Below are 18555 nucleotides of genomic sequence, written 5' to 3'. Positions count from 1 at the left end.
AAAATGTCGCGGCCGGTTCGCGCCCGTTCAGGTTGACGTGGCTTTGGGTCGAGAGCCTAACCGCCCGGACAAAGGAGTGGTGCTATGCGAGCGTTTGTATTTCCGGGGCAGGGCAGTCAGGTCGTCGGCATGGGCCGCGCGCTGGCCGAGGCCAGTGCCGTCGCCCGTTCGGTCTTTCAGGAGGTCGACGATGCGCTGGGGCAGCATCTGTTCCGACTGATGACCGACGGTCCGGAAGATCAGTTGCAACTGACCGAAAACGCCCAGCCGGCGATCATGGCGAACGCGATCGCGACGCTGCGGGTGCTCGAGGCGGACGGCGGGATCCGGCTTGCCGACAAGGCCGATTATGTCGCGGGTCATTCGCTCGGCGAATATAGCGCCCTTTGCGCAGCGGGCGCGGTCGACCTCGCCACGACGGCGCGCCTGCTCAAACTGCGCGGGCAAGCGATGCAGGCGGCGGTCCCCGTCGGTCTGGGTGCGATGGCCGCGCTGCTCGGCGCCGATGTCGACAAGGCGCGCGCGATCGCCGATGCGGCTGCGGAAGGCGAAGTGTGCACGGTCGCCAACGACAACGATCCTTCGCAGGTCGTGATCTCGGGACATCGCGGTGCCATCGAACGCGCGGTCGGGCTCGCCAAGGAGATGGGCGCCAAACGCGCCGTTCTGCTCCCCGTCTCCGCGCCGTTCCATTGCGCGCTGATGCAGCCCGCCGCAGACGCGATGGAACGCGCCCTCGCCGACGCCCGGATCGAGGCACCGCTGGTCCCCGTCTTCGCCAACGTCACCGCCGCCGCGGTGGCGGACGCGGACACGATCCGGCGGCTGCTGGTCGAGCAGGTTACGGGCATGGTCCGCTGGCGCGAGTCGGTGCTGGCGATGGCCGAGACCGGGGTCGAGCGGTTCGTCGAGTTCGGCGGCAAGGTGCTCACCCCGATGATCAAGCGGATCGCGCCCGAGGTCGAAGCGACCAGCGTGGTGACGATGGACGATATCGAAGCGCTCGCCAAAGCGCTCTGACGGAGAAATGACAATGTTCGATCTTACGGGAATGACCGCGCTCGTCACGGGCGCATCGGGCGGCATCGGCTCCGCCATCGCGCGCGGCCTTGCCGCGCAAGGCGCGCGGCTGGCCGTGTCGGGCTCCAACGTGACCAAGCTGGAGGCGTTTCGCGACCAGTTGGAGGGCGATCATGTCGCTTTGCCGTGCGACCTTTCCAACGGTGCAGCTGTCGATGCACTTGTTCCGCAAGCGGTCGAGGCGCTGGGGGGCAAGCTCGACATTCTGGTCAACAATGGTGGTATCACGCGCGACAATCTCGTGATGCGGATGAAGGACGAGGAATGGGACGCGGTGATCCGCGTCAATCTCGAAGCCGCGTTTCGTCTTGCCCGCGCCGCGGCCCGCCCGATGATGAAGGCACGCTTCGGCCGGATCGTGTCGATCACCTCCGTGGTCGGCACGACGGGCAACCCGGGCCAGGCAAATTATGCGGCATCCAAGGGCGCGCTGACGGCGATGTCCAAGGCGCTCGCGCAGGAACTCGCCAGTCGCGGGATCACGGTAAACTGCGTTGCCCCCGGTTTCATCGCGTCGCCGATGACCGACGGTCTGCCCGACGCGCAGAAAGACGCGTTGAACGCACGGATTCCGATGGGAAAAATGGGCGAGGGCATGGATATTGGCGCAGCCGTCGTCTATCTGGCCAGCCGCGAAGCGGGCTATGTCACGGGGCAGACAATCCACGTCAACGGTGGCATGGCAATGATCTAAGCGCAGACGCCGCACGGTTCGCGGCGTTACCGTACCGGTTCGGGTGCCGGTTCCCCTTGCAAGGGGCCCGACCCCGTTCTAGGTGCGTTCAGGAATCAAGAACCCCCAGCTACAGAGGGACGGAATATGAGCGAGACCGCAGACCGCGTTAAGAAGATCGTCGTCGAGCATCTCGGCGTTGAAGCCGACAAGGTGACCGAAGATGCGAGCTTCATCGATGATCTGGGCGCGGACAGCCTCGACATCGTCGAGCTGGTGATGGCATTCGAAGAAGAATTCGAAGTCGAAATTCCGGATGATGCCGCCGAGAAGATCACGACCGTCAAGGACGCGATCACGTTTATCGACGAGCACAAGGGCTGAGCGCCACGCCATCGGCGCGGCAGCAACGCTGACGACAGGATCGGCTCCCCGTCCCAGGGCAATTGACCGGGGGCGGGGAGCCGTTTCTCTTTTGCAAGACAAGAAATTCAACGGGAGATGGCCATGCGCCGTGTTGTCGTAACCGGTTTGGGGCTCGTGACGCCGCTCGGCGCGGAGGTCGAGACGGTCTGGGCGAACTTGCTCGCCTCTAAGTCCGGTGCCGGGCCGATCACGCGGTTCGACGCGTCGGACCAGAAATGCCGGATCGCTTGCGAAGTGAAGCCAGTCGGCCACGCCTATGGCTTTGACCCCAATCTGCGCGTCGATCACAAGGTGCAGCGCCAGGTCGACCCGTTCATCATCTACGGCATCGACGCCGCCGGTCAGGCGCTCGAGGATGCAGGCCTCACCAACATGAGCGAAGCCGAACGGTATCGCGCGGGTTGCTCGATCGGGTCGGGCATCGGCGGATTGCCGGGAATCGCAAGCGAGTCCCTCGTCTGCGAGAACAAGGGACCCAGCCGGGTCTCGCCACATTTCGTCCATGGTCGGTTGATCAATCTGATCACCGGACAGGTTCAGATTAAATACGGCCTGATGGGCCCGAACCACGCCGTCGTCACCGCCTGTTCGACCGGCGCGCATTCGATCGGCGACGCCGCGCGGATGATCGCGATGGATGATGCCGACGTGATGCTCGCTGGCGGCGCCGAAGGGGCGATCTGCCCGCTCGGGATCGCCGGCTTCGCGCAGGCGCGCGCGCTGTCGACCGCGTTCAACGACCAGCCCGAGAAGGGCAGCCGCCCCTACGACATCGCGCGCGACGGCTTCGTCATGGGCGAAGGCGCGGGTGTGGTCTGTCTCGAGGAATATGAGCATGCCAAGGCGCGCGGCGCCAAGATCTACGCCGAAGTGATCGGCTACGGCATGTCCGGCGACGCGTATCACGTCACCGCGCCGCATCCCGAAGGCTCGGGCGCGTTCCGCTCGATGGAAATGGCGATGAAGCGGTCCGGGCTGCAACTGTCCGACATCGACTATATCAACGCGCACGGTACCTCGACCCCCCTTGGCGACGAGCTCGAGTTGGGGGCCGTCCGGCGTCTGTTCGGGAACAACATCGACACCTTGTCGATGAGCTCGACCAAATCGGCGATCGGGCATCTGCTCGGCGGCGCGGGTGCGGTGGAGAGCATTTTCTGCATTCTCGCGCTACGCGACCAGATCGTGCCGCCGACGCTCAACCTCGATAACCCCAGCGAAAGCTGCGAGGGCGTCGATCTCGTACCCCACGTCGCCAAGCAGCGGTCGGTGAAGGCGGTGCTCAACAATTCGTTCGGCTTCGGCGGGACGAACGCATCGCTGATCATGACGGCGGTCTGACAGGCGTATGCGTCGGCCCGGCTGCCTTGCGATTGGCGCGCTCGTGCTGGCGGTGCTGGCCATCTTTGGCGTGGTCCACATGTGGGGCGGGCGCGGACCGCTCAACCGCGCGATCTCGCTTCAGATCGCGCCGGGATCGAGCCTTGCCACGGTGTCGCTCCAGCTTGAGAAAGCTGGAGCGATCGCTTCGGCTGAGCGGTTCCGATTGCTTGCGCGCGTCTTCGGATCGAACGCGCCGGTCAAGGCGGGCGAATATCGCATCCCGCCCCGCCTCAGCCAGGGGGACATTCTCAAGGTCTTGCAAGGCACCAAGACCGTCCAGCGCTACGTCGTGGTGCCGGAGGGCTATCCGTCGGTCATGGTCAAGCAGGTGCTAGACCGCACCGCCGAACTGACGGGCGCCATCGAGGCGCCAGCGGAAGGGAGCATCCTGCCCGACAGCTACGCCTATCAGCGTGGCGAAACGCGCGCGCAGATGGTCGCGCGGATGCAGGAACCGATGACGCGGTACCTCGCGCAGGCGTGGGCCAAACGGAAGCCCGGCCTGGTCGTGAAGACGCCGCGCGAGGCGCTGATACTTGCGTCGATCGTGGAGAAGGAAACGGGCAAACCGGCCGAACGACGGCTCGTCGCGGCGGTCTATGCCAATCGGCTACGGCAGGGAATGATGCTGCAGGCGGACCCGACGATCATCTACCCGATCACAAAGGGCAAACCGCTCGGTCGCAAGATCCTGTTGTCCGAAGTCCGCGCGGTCAACGCGTACAATACCTATGCGATGACCGGCTTGCCGGCAGGACCGATCTGCAATCCGGGGCGGGCCAGCATCGATGCCGTCCTCGATCCCGCAGCGTCGAAGGCGCTGTATTTCGTTGCGGACGGCACTGGCGGCCACGTCTTTGCCGATACGCTGCAACAGCATAACGCCAATGTCGTCAAATGGCGGGCGTACCGGCTTCAGCACGGAATCTGAAGGTACCAGCCTAAACGCTGAGTGCGGGGAAGCACATTCGCTGTGCTCCCCCAACCCTCAGGGCCGCAGATCCGCCAGATTGGCCGCGGAGGTTATTTCTGGACTTCGAAGGCACTTCGACGTGCCGTGTCAGCCGCACCTGGGGTGATCTTCGGGGCAGCGGACATTGCAACCGCCGTCCCGGTCGCCGGCTTCAGGACGAACCACTCGGGCCGATCGATGGCCACCAAAAACGCCAGCATGCTGATCCCGAACATCAGGAACAGCAGCGACCCGCGCAGCGTGTCATGCGGGCCTGGGCGGTCTTTGTCGTTCGGTCCGGACATCGGCAGTCTCCTTAAGTGGGGACCACCTAGATAAGTGGGCAAGGAAGCCCTTGTTTAACCAGCGCGTTAGTTTTTATTGCTGCGACGCAGCACATGTTCACGTTATCGTCTTGGGGCGTCACCCCGGCAAAGCGCGGAATGACGCCCCCAGGATTATCCGCGCAACGCGTTTGCTGCGCGGGCAAGGCCCTCAATTTCCGCCATCGACGCGCCTTTCGGCGTCACCCAGCTTCCGCCGACACACAATACTGGCTTGAACGCGAGCCATTCGGGCGCGCTTTGCTCGGTAATGCCGCCGGTCGGGCAGAAGCTGCACTGGTAGAACGGTGCAGCAAGCGCCTTGAGGGCCTTGAGCCCGCCATTCGTCTCCGCCGGGAAGAATTTGAAGTGCGTCAGCCCCAGTTCAAGCCCGGTCATGATGTCGGCCGCGTTGGCGATACCCGGCAGGAACGGCACGCCGCTGTCGATGATCGGCCGCGCAAGGCGTTCGGTCAAACCCGGGGAAACGATGAACTCAGCGCCCGCGTCCATCACGCGCGTGAACTGATCGGCATTCACCACCGTCCCGGCCCCGACGATCGCGCCAGGCACCTTCTTCATCTCGCGGATCGCGTCGATTGCGGCGGGGGTCCGCATCGTCACTTCCAGCACGCGCAAGCCACCCGCGACGAGCGCCTCGGCCAGCGGGCGCGCCGTCGCCGCGTCCTCGATCACGAGAACGGGGATGACCGCACTGGTCTGCATGATGTCGACGATCGTTGCGGTCATTGCGTGTGCTCCTGCGCATAGGCTGCCGCCGCGCCGAACAGGCCCGGCTGCGGATGGGTAATAAGTTTGACAGGAATGGCCGCCATGCGGTTCTGGAACCGGCCCTTCGCGGAAAAACGTTCGGCAAAGCCGGACCGGGTGAAATGGTCCTTCAGCCGCAATCCGAGCCCCCCGGCGATCACAACCCCGTTCGCGCCGTGGGCGAGCGCGAGGTCGCCGGCAACCGAGCCGAGGCTCATGCAGAACCGGTCGGCGGCGGTGACGGCAAGACTGTCCTTGCCTTCGAGCGCTGCAGTCCAGATCGCCTTGTCGTCCAGCCGCGTGATCGAGCGATGCTCGATATCCGCCAGCGTTTCGTACATCGCGACGATCCCGGGTCCGGAGACGATCCGCTCGGCGGAAACGCGCGTATAGGCCTTGCGCAGACGCTTTACCATCGCGTCTTCCAACGCATCGAGCGGGGCGAAATCAATATGACCGCCTTCGGTCTCGATGACGTGGTACCGATCCTGCGTCCGCAAGACCTGCGCCACGCCGAGCCCGGTGCCCGGTCCGCAGACCGTCAGGACGCCGGTTTTCGCAAACGGCACGTCCGGTCCGCACAGATGGAGGAAGTCGCCGTGGTCGACCTGCGCAACCGCCTGGCCGACCGCGCCGAAATCGTTGATCAGGACGAACTCGTCGACGTTAAGGCGTTCCTTGATCAGCGGCGGGCGGATTACCCAGGGGTTGTTGGTCAGCTTGATCACGTCACCGCTGATCGGCGAGGCAACCGCGATCGCCGCGGCGCGCGGCAGCGGTTGGCCGACTTTCGCGCCGAACGCCTCCCATGCGGTCTGGAACCCGCCATATTCGGCGGTCTTGAGCGTGACCGGCTCGCCGAGCGACACGACTCGACCGCCTGCCACCTCCGCCAGCGCGAAACGGGCGTGCGTGCCGCCGATATCAACTGCTACGACCTGCATTCTCTTCCCCTTGACGCGCTCCCGGTGCTCCTGCGCCGGAGCACGGAATTGCTATTACCAGCCCATGCCCGTCAGCAGCGGCGATGCACCGCGTTCCGCCTCGTTAGCGTTCGAACGGAACAGGCCGAACAGTTCGCGACCCATCCCATCGATCTCGTTCGGCATCGTGACCGGCACGCGCGCCGCCCATTCCGCCGGATCGACACGCGCGAACAGCTCGCCGGTCTCCGCATCGACTCGGATCACGTCGCCGTCGCGCACCCGCGAGAGCGGACCCTCGCCAAGCGCCTCGGGCGAACAATGGATCGCGCACGGCACTTTGCCGCTTGCCCCCGACATGCGGCCATCGGTGACGAGCGCCACCCGGAATCCGCGGTTCTGGAGCACCCCGAGCGGCGGCGTGAGCTTGTGCAACTCGGGCATCCCGTTCGCGCGCGGCCCCTGGAACCGCACGACCACGACGACGTCGCGGTCGAGTTCCCCCGCCTGGAACGCCGCCTGGACGGACGCCTGATCGTGGAAGACGCGCGCCGGCGCCTCGATCGTCCACCGGTCGCGCTCGACCGCGGACACCTTGATGCACGCCCGCCCGAGGTTGCCGGTAAGGATGCGAAAGCCGCCTTCGGGAGCGAACGGTGCAGCGGGCGTGCGCAGGATCGTCTCGTCGCCACTGGCACCGGGATCGACCCAGTTCAGATGATCCGCCTCGAGCACGGGCTTGCGCCCGTAGGCCTCGAGACTGTCCCCCGCGACCGTCATCAAATCACCGTGGAGCAGCCCAGCACCGATCAGTTCCCGGATCACGAACGGCATGCCGCCCGCAGCCTCGAACCCGTTCACATCGGCCGAGCCGTTGGGATAGACTCGCGTGATGAGTGGAACCGCCTTCGACAGGCGATCGAAATCCTCCCAGTCGAGCACGATCCCGGCACACGCCGCGATCGCGGGCAAATGCAGCAAGTGATTGGTCGATCCGCCCGTTGCGAGCAGACCGATCGCCGCGTTGACGATCGCCTTCTCATCGACGCACGCGCCGAGCGGACGATAATTGTCGCCGTGCCAGCCGTTCGCGGCGAGCCGGTGGACCGCCCCGCGCGTCAATTCCTGGCGCAACTTCGTGCCGGGATTGACGAAGGCCGCGCCGGGCATGTGGAGGCCCATTACCTCCATCATCATCTGGTTCGAATTGGCGGTGCCGTAGAAAGTGCAGGTGCCCTTGGAATGATACGCGCCGATCTCGGCTTCGAGCAGCGCGTCGCGCCCGACCTTGCCCTCGGCAAACGCCTCGCGGACAGCGGCCTTTTCCTTGTTGGGCAACCCCGACGGCATTGGCCCGGCCGGGATCAGGACCATTGGCAAATGCCCGAAGCGCAAAGCGCCCATCAGCAAGCCCGGCACGATCTTGTCGCAAATGCCGAGCAGCGCCGCGCCTTCAAAGACACCGTGGCTCAGCGCGATCGCGGTCGACAAGGCGATCGTGTCGCGGCTGAACAGCGACAGTTCCATGCCGGGATAGCCCTGTGTAACGCCGTCGCACATCGCGGGAACGCCGCCCGCGACCTGTGCTGTCGCACCCGCCTCGCGCGCCCACACCTTCATCTGTTCGGGGTAGCGATAGTAAGGTGCATGCGCGGAGAGCATGTCGTTGTACGACGTGACGATCCCGATGTTCATCGCCTTGCCGCTGGTCAGCGCCGAGCGATCTTCCTCGGTTCCGGCATAAGCGTGCGCGGCATTCGCGCAGCCCATCGCCGGTCGTTCGATATGGGTGTCGCGCGCGCGCCCGATCAGGCCGAGATACGCCTCACGCGTCGCCTTCGACCGCGTGATGACCCGGTCGGTGACCGCGGCGATTTCGGGGTGCAGCGTCATTATAGTCCTCCGTCATGCCGGGTGTGTCCCGGCATCCACCGCGCCGCGTCTCCGCCGTCCGCGTACCGTGCGCCGCCGTCGCTCCCGGGACGCGCCCGGGGGAACGGCGGGCTGGCGATCATTCCGCCGACCAGTGAATGTCGACCGGCAATTCCGCATCCGCCAATACACGACCGATCGGGTAAGGCGAAGACGGTCCCTGCTTGATTGCCTGCTCGATCACCTTTTTCTTGGCGTCGCCCGTCACCGCGATGATCAGCGCACGCGCCGAGACGATCGCCGCGCGGCTGAGCGTGACACGTGCAACCGGCGCTTCCTTGGGCAAGGGATCCGGCATCACGCCGACCGCGCGCCGCTCGTTCGGGCCGGACAGTGCCTCGTCGAAATCGGGGCCGGGGAAGATCGAGGCGGTGTGCCCGTCTGCGCCCACGCCCAGCAGGCACAGGTCGAGCGGCCAGTGCAGATCCTGCATCAGCGCATCCGCGGAACGCCCGGCCGCCTTATAGTCTGCCGTGGCATTGGGAACGATCGGCATCACGCGCGCGCCCTTGGGCAGGAACGTCTTGGCGATCATCGTGACGTTCGACAGCGCATCGCCCAGCGGCACGATCCGTTCGTCGGTCGGCACGATCGTCACGCGCTTCCAGTCGATCTTGGCCTTGGCGAGACGTTCGTAGATCGGGATCGGCGTCTTGCCGCCCGACAGCGCAATGACCGCCGCGCCGCGTGCGTCGATTGCGGCATCGATGATGAAGCCGATGTCGCCCGCGACGGCGTCCGCCATCTCGTCGGCATCCTCATAATCCCACCATTCGATTTCTTCGCTCATCAGTCATTCTCCGTTGGGTGCTCCTGCATCGTCAGGGCCCAAATGACGGGGATGGCATCGGCCGACCCCCGGATCCCCGCATCGGCGGGAACACGAAACTAGCTCAATCGTCCTGCCACGTCACACCGTCGCGCTCGGTCAGCGCGACCGCGGCGCTCGGGCCCCAGCTTCCCGAGGGATAGCTTTTGGGCTTCATGTCGTTGGCAACCCAGCCTTCGCGGATCGCATCGATCCAGGTCCACTGCGCTTCGACTTCGTCGCGCCGGACGAACAAGGTCTGGTCGCCCTCGATCAGGTCGAGCAAAAGGCGTTCATAGGCGATCCGGCGGCGCGATCCCGCGAATTCGGCATCCAGGCTGAGGTTGAGCGGCACTTCGCGCAGGCGGATACCCTCGCGGTCCAGCCCGGGCTCCTTCGCCATCACCAGCAGCTGGACATATTCCTCCGGCTGCAACCGGATGATCAGCACGTTCGGCTGGAGCAGGCCGCCGCGGTTCGAGAACATTGAATGCGGGACCGGCTTGAACTGGATCGCGATTTCGCTTCGGCGAGTCGGCATCCGCTTGCCGGTGCGCAGGTAGAAGGGCACGCCCTGCCAGCGCCAATTGTCGACATGCGCCTTGATCGCGACGAACGTCTCGGTCGTCGATGCCTTTTCGAGCTCGTCGGTATAGCTCCTGACGATCTCACCGCCGCTCGCACCCGGCCCATATTGGCCGGTCACGGTATCGCGCGCGGCATCCTCCGACTTGATCTGGCGGAGCGAGCGGAAGACCTTGGCCTTTTCGTCGCGGATCGCATTTCCGTCGAAGCGGGCAGGGGGCTCCATCGCCACCAGCGCGAGCAGCTGCAGCATGTGGTTGGCGACCATGTCGCGCAGGGCACCTGCGCCGTCGTAATAGGCCGCGCGTTCTTCGAGGCCGACCGTCTCGGAAATGGTGATCTGGACGTTGTCGATCCCGCGCGCGTTCCACACCGGCTCGAAGAACGAATTTCCGAAGCGCAGGGCCAGAATGTTCTGGACGGTTTCCTTGCCGAGATAATGGTCGATCCGGAACGTCCGCTCCTCGGGGAAGGCGGTCGCGACGGTGTCGTTGATTTCGCGGCTGGACGCGAGATCGTAGCCGAGCGGCTTTTCGAGCCCGATCCGTACCGTTTCCCCGGCAAGGCCAGCACCTTCGAGACCGCGGATGACGGCCTCGAACAGCGAAGGTGCGGTCGACAGGAAGATCGCAAGACCGCCCGATACGTCACCGACCTTGTCGGACAGCTGTTTGTAATGGTCGATATCCGTCGCATCGAGCGGCTGGTAGCCGACCCGCTCGAGGAAACTCTCCACGGCTTTTTCGTCCATCCGATCCTTGGGGACGAACTTCTCCAGCGCGGTCTTGGCGAAGGCGCGATAGCTCGCGTCGTCATTCTCCGACCTTGCGGTGCCGGTGATGGTCAGACCGTCCGGCAACAGGCCATCGGCATGAAGACCGTACAGCGACGGGAGCAACATGCGCTGTGCAAGGTCGCCGGTGGCGCCAAACAAGAGGAGTTTACCGACGGGCTTGCGGGGCATGCGACTTATACCTCCTGGGGGGGAAGGGGTCACCTAAGCCGCGAAGATCGTCCCGCCAAGGTGAAACCGGAAAACAATTCGGGGACTGCGCGGATCAGCGGATCAATCCGGCAAGCGGATCGAACCCTGCCATGACGTTCAGATTCTGCACCGCAGCGCCCGCGGCGCCCTTGCCGAGATTGTCGAGCGTTGCGATCAGCCGAACCTGACCCGCGTCCGCGTTGCCACAGACTCTGAGAGTCAGCCGGTCGGTACCGGCATCGTCCTCGATCTGGACGACCGACGCATCGCCTTCCGCCACGCGGATCAGGCTGTCGCTGCCGTATGCCTCGCGCAACGCCGCCTCGCACGCCTGGAGCGAGGGACGCCGCTTGAACATTGCCAGCGGCAGCGGGACCTCGACGATCATCCCGCGGTAGGTATTGACCACCGACGGCATGAAGATCGGCGGATGTTCCAGCCGCGCGTGCTTCTGCATTTCTGGCACATGCTTGTGCGCGAGGCCAAGCGCATAGGCGCGCGCCGCCGGGGGTGGGTTCGGCCCCTCATACTCGGCGATCATTGCCTTTCCGCCGCCGGAATATCCGGACGCGGCGTTGACCGTCACAGGCCAGTCGACCGGCAACAAGCCTGCCCGCACCAAGGGGCGGACGAGCGCGAGAAAGCCCGTCGGATAACACCCCGGGTTGGTCACACGCTTCGATTCGGCGATCAATGCGGCCTGGCTACGCTCGAGTTCTGGGAAGCCGTAGCTCCATCCATCCGCGGTACGATGTGCGGTGGACGCGTCGATCACACGGGTACGATCGTTGTCGATCAGCGCGACGGCTTCGCGTGCCGCGTCGTCGGGCAAGCACAGGATCACGAAATCGCTATCGTTCAGCGCCGCGCGCCGCGCCTCCGGGTCCTTGCGGAGGGCAGGATCGATTGTGACGAGTTGAACGTCATCGCGACCCGCAAGCCGATCGCGAATTTCCAGGCCCGTCGTTCCCGCGGCGCCATCGATGAATACACTGACGCTCATGTCGTTGGCCACGATAGCGCGCGCGTATCGACATAGCCAACGAGATCGAACGCCGGCGCGCGGCCCCACGCCCGCCCCGCGATGAACTCAAGGACTTCGAACGCGGTCCCGATCGGCAGTTCCGCAACGACCGGCGAATCGGCCTCCGGCGCCTGCCGAAGACCGATCGGCGAAATCACGATGCGCGAAACCGCGGCTGCGTAATGCGGCGCGAAAACCCGATCCGCGAGGCGGATGTCGGCAAGGTCGCGACGCACCGCATAGCGCAGCGGATCCAGCGCAACCGATTGGCCTAGAAGAGCAAAACTTTTACGCGGTAGCGTGACGGGCGACGGGTTGCGGTGCTCCGCCGCCGATGAACTGGCCGAAATCTTCAAGAAACCCTGCCCCTTCGGAGGTACGTGCGACGAAGATATTACGCTTGTCGTTATCGTCGCGTTGACGGCGCAGATAGCCCAGGGTGCCAAGCCTGTTCAAGGCACGTGTCACCACCGGTTTGGATACGTTGAGCATCGACGCCAATCCGCGCACCGTATGCGGCCCCGGTTTGAGGTATACGACCAACAATAATGCCATCTGCCGATTGGTCAGGTCGGGTTCTCCCGAACGGACATAATCGACAAGGGCCTGCATCCACTCGCCTAAAGAGCTATCGCTTTGAACTGCCACGGCCAACACCCGCAAATTACTCGGCAACCCCCGACAGCCGGGGACATTCCTGCACACCAAACGCCTTGCATGGCGCTAGGTTTCAGTTCGTTCGCGAAATGTCGCGGATCCGTCACCAATCTGCTGTAAAGTCTCGCCGACGCCGGGCTTCCGAGCAAAAAGTCATAGCGAAGCGCGAAATGCGCCGGGCCGGCGCGTTCTGATCGCAACCGGACCGCCGTGGTTGATCGGATCGGCGACCTCGCCTATGTGCCCCTCAACGCAGCCGACCAGTGGCGCTCAAGGATCAACCCGCAACATGTTTCTGTTCCAGTTCCTCCTCGTCGTCCATTTCTGCGTCGCTGCGGCGCTGGTGTCGGTCATTCTCGTGCAGAAGTCCGAAGGTGGCGGCCTGGGCATGGGCGGATCGCCGTCGGGCCTGATGTCGGCACGCGGCGCAGCGGACTTCCTGACGCGGGCGACGTCGACGCTCGGTGCGGTGTTCATCGCGCTCAGCATCGTGCTCGCGGTCCTTGCCGCGCAGAACCGCGTTGCCAAGGTCGATCCGACGCTTGCTACGGGTGCAGCAACTGCCCCCGCGCCGGTCGCGCCTCCCGTCCAGACCGATCCCAACAATCCGTTCGCCAGCGGCGCCCGCAGCGCGATCGAGCCGACCGGTAACGTCGCGGCGCCTGCCAACGGTGCGGCCCCGACCGCCCCATAAGCCGCGTGTCGGCCGGTGCATCGCCGTTGCCGACGTCGCATCTCCCTGAAACTTTCCCGGAGTCGCGCGCTTGTCGTGCCACCCCGGATGACGCTAGGCCTTTGTACCCATGGCGCGGTTCATTTTCATCACCGGCGGCGTGGTCTCCTCGCTTGGCAAGGGACTCATGGCAGCAAGCCTCGCGGCGCTGCTCCAGGCCCGTGGCTATCGCGTGCGGATCCGCAAGTTCGATCCCTATCTCAACGTCGATCCGGGCACGATGTCGCCCTATCAGCACGGCGAAGTCTATGTGACCGACGACGGCGCCGAGACCGATCTCGACCTTGGCCACTATGAACGCTTCACCGGCGTTCCGTCGCGCCAGAGCGACAACGTCACCTCGGGCCGGATCTATCAGCAGATCATCGCGCGCGAACGCCGCGGCGATTATCTCGGGGCGACCGTGCAGGTCATCCCGCACGTCACCGACGCGATCAAGGACTTCGCGCAAGCCGAGATCGACGACCTCGATTTCGTCCTGTGCGAAATCGGCGGAACAGTCGGCGATATCGAATCGCTGCCGTTCATCGAGGCGATCCGCCAGCTCCGCAACGATCTCGGGCGCGGCAACTCGGTCAGCATCCACGTCACGTTGGTGCCCTATATCGCCGCCGCGGGCGAGCTGAAGACCAAGCCGACGCAGCATTCGGTGCGCGAACTGGCGGCTTTGGGCGTCCAGCCGGACGTGCTCGTCTGCCGCTGCGAACAACCGCTTCCCGAAAGCGACCGCGCGAAGATCGCGTTGTTCTGCAACGTCCCCAAGTCGGCCGTCATCCCCGCGCTCGATGCGAAAAGCATCTATGCGGTGCCGGTGCAGTATCACAACGAAGGGCTCGACGACGCGGTCCTCAACGCGTTCGGGATCCTGCCTGGCGGTGCCCCCGATCTTTCGCGCTGGACCAACATCATGGACCGGCTGACCAACCCGGAGGGTGAAGTCACGATCGGCGTGGTCGGCAAATATGTCGGTCTGCAGGATGCGTATAAGTCGCTCAACGAAGCGCTCGTCCACGGCGGCATCGCGAACAAGGTCAAGGTCAACGTCGAGTGGATCGACGCGGAACTGTTCGAGGCGAACGACGCGGACATTGCGGCGCGACTGGAACCAATGGACGCGATCCTCGTCCCCGGCGCATTCGGCGAACGCGGGGCGGAAGGCAAGATCGCCAGCGTCCGCTTCGCGCGCGAACGCGACATTCCCTATTTCGGCATCTGCTTCGGCATGCAGATGGCGTGCGTCGAAGGCGCGCGCGATCTCGCCGGGATCGCGGACGCAAGCTCGACCGAGTTCGGCCCGACCGACGAACCGGTCGTCGGCATGATCACCGAATGGATGAGCACCGGCGGGCTCGAAAAGCGCGAAGCCGGTGGTGACCTCGGCGGTACGATGCGGCTCGGGGCCTATCCCGCCAAGCTCGACGGCAATTCGGTCGTCTCCACCATCTACGGCGGAAGCGACATCTCCGAACGCCATCGCCATCGCTACGAGGTGAACACCGCCTATCGCGAACGTCTCGAACAGGGCGGACTGGTGTTCAGCGGCATGTCGCCCGACGGGATGCTTCCCGAAATCGTCGAACGGCCGGACCATCCCTGGTTCGTCGGTGTCCAGTTCCATCCCGAGCTCAAGAGCAAGCCGTTCGATCCGCATCCGCTGTTCGCCAGCTTCATCGCGGCGGCAGTCCGGCAGTCGCGTCTCGTCTGAACGCGGGAAGGGCGCCCGGACCTTGATCCGGGCGCCCTTCCTCTGGCTTACAGTTTAGACGACAGGTTCAGGCAGCCTGGGCCGAATCCTTGTTGTCCTCGACCGCTACCAGCGGTGCACCGGTCTTGATCGCGATGGTCTTGGGCTTCATCGCCTCGGGCACTTCGCGGATAAGATCGACAACAAGGAGGCCGTCGTTGAGCCGGGCATCCTCGACCCGCACGAAATCGGCGAGTTCGAAACGACGCTCGAAGCTGCGGTTGGCGATGCCGAGATGAAGGAACGACGCGCTGGCGGCATCCTTGTCATCCTTGCGCCCACGCACCTGCAACAGGTTCTGCTGAGCGGTGATCTCGATATCGTCACGACCGAAGCCAGCGACCGCGATCGTGATGCGGTAGCGATCGGTATCGATCCGTTCGAGGTTGAACGGCGGATAATTGTCCGCGCTCGCCTGGCGGGCATTGGCCTCGAGCATGTCGAACAAACGGTCGAAACCGACGGTCGAGCGGCGGAAGGGGGTAAGGTCGAATTGACGCATGATGGGCTCCTTTAAAAGCGAGGGTCATCGTTGGTATGCAAGCCCGGTCCACTGCTGTGCGACCTGGCCTGATGCGGCCCGCAATCGGCACCGCACGGCGTAGATTTGGGGCGCTCTGTCGGCAGTTCAAGAGCGCAACGGCGAGAATCGTGTCCGCCTAAAGCCCCGCTATCGACGTCCAAAGAACAAGCGGCGTGATAATCCCCCCGATTGGTAGGCATTGTGGATCGACTCGGCACGACCGAGCGAAAAAGGGGATTTCCATGTTCGCGCACTTGCCGCTCATCCTGCTTGCTCAGACCGCGGTCGAAACGCAGGCGCCGCCGGTCGCACCACCGCAACCCGCCGATCAGACCGAGGGGCGATTGGGAACGGCGCAACAGGGCGGCGGCGACATCGTCGTCACCGCACGGCGACGCTCCGAGACGATCCAGTCGGTCCCGATCGCCATGTCCGTCATTGGCGGCACCGCGCTGGCGGAAACGGGGACGTACAACGTCAACCGGTTGACGCAGCTTCAGCCGAGCCTGCAATTCTACTCGACCAACCCCCGCAACTCCGCCGCGAACATCCGCGGCCTGGGCGCGCCGTTCGGGCTCACCAACGACGGGATCGAGCAGGGGGTCGGTATCTATGTCGACCAGGTCTATTACAGCCGGATTGCGTCGGCGACGTTCGACTTCACCGATACCGAGCGGATCGAAGTGCTGCGCGGGCCGCAGGGCACGCTCTACGGCAAGAACACCACGGCGGGCGCGATCAACATCACCACCCGCAAACCGAGCTTCTCCCCCGAAGCGCGGGTCGAAGTGTCTGGCGGCAATTACGATTTCTTCCAGGGCAAGGCGTCGGTTTCGGGCCCGCTGATCGACGACAAACTGGCGATCCGCCTGTCGACCTCGATCACCACGCGGCGCGGCACGATCTACAACAGCCGCACCGACACATATCTCAACAGTCAGGACAATACCGGCTTTCGCGGGCAGTTGCTGTGGAAGCCGACCGATACGCTCGATCTGACCCTGTACGGCGATTATGCGCGGCAGAACCCGCAATGCTGCGTCCAATATTATGTCCGCACCGGCGCAACGCAGCGACCGCTCAATCGGCAATATGCCGCGCTTGCTGCTGCGCAGGGCTATGCTGTGCCGTCGACCAACGCGTTCGATCGTGTCACCGACGTCGATACGCCGCTCCGCGCGAAACAGTCGCTCGGCGGCGCATCGCTCGTCGCCAACCTGGATCTTGGGGGCGCGACGCTGACCTCGGTGTCGGCATGGCGCTTCTGGGACTGGGATCCCTCGAACGACCGCGATTTCATCGGTCTGCCAATCACCAGCGCGTCGAACAATCCGTCGCAGCAGGAACAATTCAGCCAGGAAGTGCGGATCGGATCAAACGGGACCCGCAAGATCGACTATGTCCTCGGCGCCTTCTATTTCTACCAGACGATCGATACCCAGGGGTTGCAGGTGCAAGGGCCGGCCGCGAGCCGGTTCCTGCTCAATCCGGGTGCGAGCGTCCGACCGGGTGCTGCCGGGTGCGCGACCCCGACGACGAACGCGTGCAATCCGGCAATCCTCAACGGGCTGACGGCGCGCAACACCATCGGCTTTACCAACACGAGCGTCGCGGCATTCGGCAAGGCGACGTGGCACGTGAGCGATGCCTTCTCGATCGCACCCGGGTTGCGGGTGAACTACGACAAGAAGAATGGCTCTTATGTGTCTGTCGTTACGACCGGAACGGGCAGCACGACCTTGAATGCGGACCAGCGTGGCGTGCTCGCCCCGCAGACGTACACGCCACGCTTCGACAAGTGGAACGTGTCCGGCGACATTACCGGCGCGTATACCGTCACGCGCGATATCCACGCTTATGCGACCTATGCGCGGAGCTACAAGTCGGGCGGGATCAACCTGTCGGGCTTGCCGCTCGATGGCGCGAACAATCCGATCCTGTCGGCGGCGACGGTCAAACCCGAGAAGGTCAATCACTTCGAACTCGGTCTGAAGACGCAATTCCTCGACCGTCGCGCGACCGTCAACATCGCGGGCTTCTGGACCGAGATCGATGATTATCAGGCGACCGTCACCAATGGCCAATTGGGGGTGTTGCGCGGGTATCTCGCCAATGCCGGCAAGGTGCGGACGCGCGGGATCGAAGTGGACTCGGCGTTCCGCCCGACGTCGCGGCTCAACGTCTATGCCAACGGCGCGTTCACCGATGCGCGCTACGTGAAGTTCGTCGACGCGCCATGCCCACCCGAGCTTTCGGGGGGGACGACCGTGGCGGCTGGGCAGACCCCGGCGGCTGCGGGTGTTTCGGGGCTCAGTCCTGCAAGTTGCGACGTGTCAGGGCAGTGGCTCCCGGGTGTTTCGAAATGGGCGTTTTCGTACGGGGCGGAATATGACGTGCCCGCGCGGATCGGTGCGCTCGAGGGGCAGGTCTATGTTGGATACGACGGCAGCTATCGTTCGACGTTTTCTTCGAACCCGTCGCGATCCGCCTATACTGACATTAAGGGGTATGCGCTCAGCAATTTCCGGCTGGGGTTCAAGGCGCGCGACGATTTCAACGTGTTCGGCTGGGTCCGCAATGCGTTCGACCAGAATTACTACGAGGTGCTAGCGACGCAGTCGGGAAGCACGGGGTTGGTCGTCGGGCAACCGGGGGATCCGCGGACGTACGGCCTTACGCTAAGCAAGTCGTTTTAAGATTTGGGAGGCGTTGCGCTCTGCAAGGCTCGGCCCCACCCCAACCCCTCCCCTGAAGGGGAGGGGCTTTTTGGCGATCGCTTCTTTCTAGCCCCTCCCCTTCAGGGGAGGGGTTGGGGTGGGGAAGCCCAGCAGAACACCCCCCACCAGAGAGCAAACCACAAATAAGGAAGAAGCGCCGACCAGCAAAGCCGCCGCCAGAGGAAATGCTGCACACAAGCAAACGCCCGGGCCGTTTCCGACCCGGGCGCCTGCGTGACGATCGCTCGTCAGCCCCCAATTCGCCTTCGCAGCCAGCCCTTTTAGGCGGCGCTGAAGGCATCCCCGAACCACGGCC

At 64.4% G+C, this 18555-nt stretch carries 18 protein-coding genes; 8 read left to right on the top strand and 10 right to left on the bottom strand.

The annotated features are described in order from the left end of the window. Nucleotides 1–84 precede the first annotated feature (84 nt). The 5 genes from fabD to mltG all read left to right on the top strand — a co-directional run bounded on the left by fabD (nt 85) and on the right by mltG (nt 4493). The gene (gene fabD / locus ABIC16_RS11035) at nt 85–1020 is read left to right on the top strand and encodes an ACP S-malonyltransferase (RefSeq protein WP_354291121.1); all 936 of its coding nucleotides are present in this window, start codon (nt 85–87) and stop codon (nt 1018–1020) included. Between the two features lie 13 nt (nt 1021–1033). Beyond that, the gene (gene fabG, locus ABIC16_RS11030; protein WP_354292307.1) at nt 1034–1774 is read left to right on the top strand and encodes a 3-oxoacyl-[acyl-carrier-protein] reductase; all 741 of its coding nucleotides are present in this window, start codon (nt 1034–1036) and stop codon (nt 1772–1774) included. Nucleotides 1775–1900: 126 nt separating this feature from the next. After that, nucleotides 1901–2137 (top strand): acyl carrier protein, encoded by a 237-nt coding sequence (locus tag ABIC16_RS11025; protein ID WP_010163766.1) that lies wholly within the window; start codon nt 1901–1903, stop codon nt 2135–2137. Nucleotides 2138–2260: 123 nt separating this feature from the next. After that, complete coding sequence (gene fabF / locus ABIC16_RS11020; protein WP_277971196.1) at nt 2261–3520, top strand: beta-ketoacyl-ACP synthase II; 1260 nt, start codon at nt 2261–2263, stop codon at nt 3518–3520. 7 nt (nt 3521–3527) lie between these two features. Further along, nucleotides 3528–4493 carry an endolytic transglycosylase MltG gene (gene mltG, locus ABIC16_RS11015; protein WP_354291120.1) on the top strand — a complete coding sequence of 322 codons (966 nt, stop codon included), beginning with the start codon at nt 3528–3530 and terminating at the stop codon, nt 4491–4493. Between the two features lie 92 nt (nt 4494–4585). Here mltG and ABIC16_RS11010 read toward each other — a convergent pair whose 3' ends face one another. The 9 genes from ABIC16_RS11010 to ABIC16_RS10970 all read right to left on the bottom strand — a co-directional run bounded on the left by ABIC16_RS11010 (nt 4586) and on the right by ABIC16_RS10970 (nt 12477). After that, entirely contained in the window at nt 4586–4819 is a 234-nt protein-coding gene (locus ABIC16_RS11010; protein ID WP_354291119.1) for a hypothetical protein, read from the bottom strand. A 153-nt stretch (nt 4820–4972) separates the two neighbouring features. Beyond that, nucleotides 4973–5587, bottom strand: a complete 615-nt coding sequence (gene eda, locus ABIC16_RS11005) for a bifunctional 4-hydroxy-2-oxoglutarate aldolase/2-dehydro-3-deoxy-phosphogluconate aldolase (protein ID WP_277971193.1) — start codon at nt 5585–5587, stop codon at nt 4973–4975. Further along, nucleotides 5584–6552, bottom strand: a complete 969-nt coding sequence (gene glk / locus ABIC16_RS11000) for a glucokinase (RefSeq protein ID WP_354291118.1) — start codon at nt 6550–6552, stop codon at nt 5584–5586. Before glk ends, eda begins: the two co-directional genes overlap by 4 nt. Nucleotides 6553–6606: 54 nt before the next feature. Beyond that, the gene (edd, locus tag ABIC16_RS10995; protein ID WP_354291117.1) at nt 6607–8424 is read right to left on the bottom strand and encodes a phosphogluconate dehydratase; all 1818 of its coding nucleotides are present in this window, start codon (nt 8422–8424) and stop codon (nt 6607–6609) included. Between the two features lie 118 nt (nt 8425–8542). Next, nucleotides 8543–9253, bottom strand: coding sequence for a 6-phosphogluconolactonase (pgl, locus tag ABIC16_RS10990; RefSeq protein ID WP_277971190.1), 711 nt, complete (start codon nt 9251–9253; stop codon nt 8543–8545). A 103-nt stretch (nt 9254–9356) separates the two neighbouring features. Then, entirely contained in the window at nt 9357–10820 is a 1464-nt protein-coding gene (gene zwf, locus ABIC16_RS10985; RefSeq protein ID WP_354291116.1) for a glucose-6-phosphate dehydrogenase, read from the bottom strand. Nucleotides 10821–10914: 94 nt separating this feature from the next. Then, nucleotides 10915–11844: an N-acetyl-gamma-glutamyl-phosphate reductase gene (gene argC / locus ABIC16_RS10980; RefSeq protein ID WP_354291115.1), complete on the bottom strand. Its 930-nt coding sequence runs from the start codon at nt 11842–11844 to the stop codon at nt 10915–10917. Continuing rightward, a complete protein-coding gene (locus ABIC16_RS10975) occupies nt 11841–12101 on the bottom strand; it encodes an SH3 domain-containing protein (RefSeq protein ID WP_354291114.1) in 261 nt (86 codons plus the stop codon). The genes argC and ABIC16_RS10975 overlap by 4 nt, the downstream gene beginning before the upstream one ends. Before the next feature lie 52 nt (nt 12102–12153). Beyond that, nucleotides 12154–12477 carry a MarR family transcriptional regulator gene (locus tag ABIC16_RS10970; RefSeq protein ID WP_277971186.1) on the bottom strand — a complete coding sequence of 108 codons (324 nt, stop codon included), beginning with the start codon at nt 12475–12477 and terminating at the stop codon, nt 12154–12156. Nucleotides 12478–12811: 334 nt separating this feature from the next. Here ABIC16_RS10970 and secG point away from each other — a divergent pair, with 334 nt between their 5' ends. Then, complete coding sequence (gene secG, locus ABIC16_RS10965; protein ID WP_277971185.1) at nt 12812–13216, top strand: preprotein translocase subunit SecG; 405 nt, start codon at nt 12812–12814, stop codon at nt 13214–13216. A 109-nt stretch (nt 13217–13325) separates the two neighbouring features. Continuing rightward, complete coding sequence (pyrG, locus tag ABIC16_RS10960; protein WP_277971184.1) at nt 13326–14960, top strand: CTP synthase; 1635 nt, start codon at nt 13326–13328, stop codon at nt 14958–14960. Between the two features lie 67 nt (nt 14961–15027). Here the strand turns inward: pyrG and ABIC16_RS10955 are convergent, their stop codons facing one another. Continuing rightward, on the bottom strand, nt 15028–15501 hold the full coding sequence (locus ABIC16_RS10955) for an Hsp20 family protein (RefSeq protein ID WP_277971183.1): 474 nt from the start codon (nt 15499–15501) through the stop codon (nt 15028–15030). A 263-nt stretch (nt 15502–15764) separates the two neighbouring features. Here ABIC16_RS10955 and ABIC16_RS10950 point away from each other — a divergent pair, with 263 nt between their 5' ends. After that, nucleotides 15765–18218: a TonB-dependent receptor gene (locus ABIC16_RS10950; RefSeq protein WP_354291113.1), complete on the top strand. Its 2454-nt coding sequence runs from the start codon at nt 15765–15767 to the stop codon at nt 18216–18218. The last annotated feature ends 337 nt before the right edge of the window (nt 18219–18555 follow it).

Source organism: Sphingomonas sp. PvP055 (assembly GCF_040546365.1).
GTDB lineage: Bacteria > Pseudomonadota > Alphaproteobacteria > Sphingomonadales > Sphingomonadaceae > Sphingomonas > Sphingomonas echinoides_A.
This window is presented reverse-complemented; position numbering and strand designations above follow the sequence as displayed.

What these genes read in the sequence shown, in the direction of transcription:
- pyrG (WP_277971184.1), top strand. Translation starts at nt 13,326, where the DNA reads ATGGCGCGGTTCATTTTCATCACCGGCGGCGTGGTCTCCTCGCTTGGC.
- eda (WP_277971193.1), bottom strand. Translation starts at nt 5,587, where the DNA reads ATGACCGCAACGATCGTCGACATCATGCAGACCAGTGCGGTCATCCCC.
- argC (WP_354291115.1), bottom strand. Translation starts at nt 11,844, where the DNA reads ATGAGCGTCAGTGTATTCATCGATGGCGCCGCGGGAACGACGGGCCTG.
- ABIC16_RS11025 (WP_010163766.1), top strand. Translation starts at nt 1,901, where the DNA reads ATGAGCGAGACCGCAGACCGCGTTAAGAAGATCGTCGTCGAGCATCTC.
- ABIC16_RS10955 (WP_277971183.1), bottom strand. Translation starts at nt 15,501, where the DNA reads ATGCGTCAATTCGACCTTACCCCCTTCCGCCGCTCGACCGTCGGTTTC.
- fabD (WP_354291121.1), top strand. Translation starts at nt 85, where the DNA reads ATGCGAGCGTTTGTATTTCCGGGGCAGGGCAGTCAGGTCGTCGGCATG.
- edd (WP_354291117.1), bottom strand. Translation starts at nt 8,424, where the DNA reads ATGACGCTGCACCCCGAAATCGCCGCGGTCACCGACCGGGTCATCACG.
- pgl (WP_277971190.1), bottom strand. Translation starts at nt 9,253, where the DNA reads ATGAGCGAAGAAATCGAATGGTGGGATTATGAGGATGCCGACGAGATG.
- fabF (WP_277971196.1), top strand. Translation starts at nt 2,261, where the DNA reads ATGCGCCGTGTTGTCGTAACCGGTTTGGGGCTCGTGACGCCGCTCGGC.
- fabG (WP_354292307.1), top strand. Translation starts at nt 1,034, where the DNA reads ATGTTCGATCTTACGGGAATGACCGCGCTCGTCACGGGCGCATCGGGC.
- secG (WP_277971185.1), top strand. Translation starts at nt 12,812, where the DNA reads ATGTTTCTGTTCCAGTTCCTCCTCGTCGTCCATTTCTGCGTCGCTGCG.
- mltG (WP_354291120.1), top strand. Translation starts at nt 3,528, where the DNA reads ATGCGTCGGCCCGGCTGCCTTGCGATTGGCGCGCTCGTGCTGGCGGTG.
- ABIC16_RS10970 (WP_277971186.1), bottom strand. Translation starts at nt 12,477, where the DNA reads ATGCAGGCCCTTGTCGATTATGTCCGTTCGGGAGAACCCGACCTGACC.
- glk (WP_354291118.1), bottom strand. Translation starts at nt 6,552, where the DNA reads ATGCAGGTCGTAGCAGTTGATATCGGCGGCACGCACGCCCGTTTCGCG.
- ABIC16_RS11010 (WP_354291119.1), bottom strand. Translation starts at nt 4,819, where the DNA reads ATGTCCGGACCGAACGACAAAGACCGCCCAGGCCCGCATGACACGCTG.
- zwf (WP_354291116.1), bottom strand. Translation starts at nt 10,820, where the DNA reads ATGCCCCGCAAGCCCGTCGGTAAACTCCTCTTGTTTGGCGCCACCGGC.
- ABIC16_RS10950 (WP_354291113.1), top strand. Translation starts at nt 15,765, where the DNA reads ATGTTCGCGCACTTGCCGCTCATCCTGCTTGCTCAGACCGCGGTCGAA.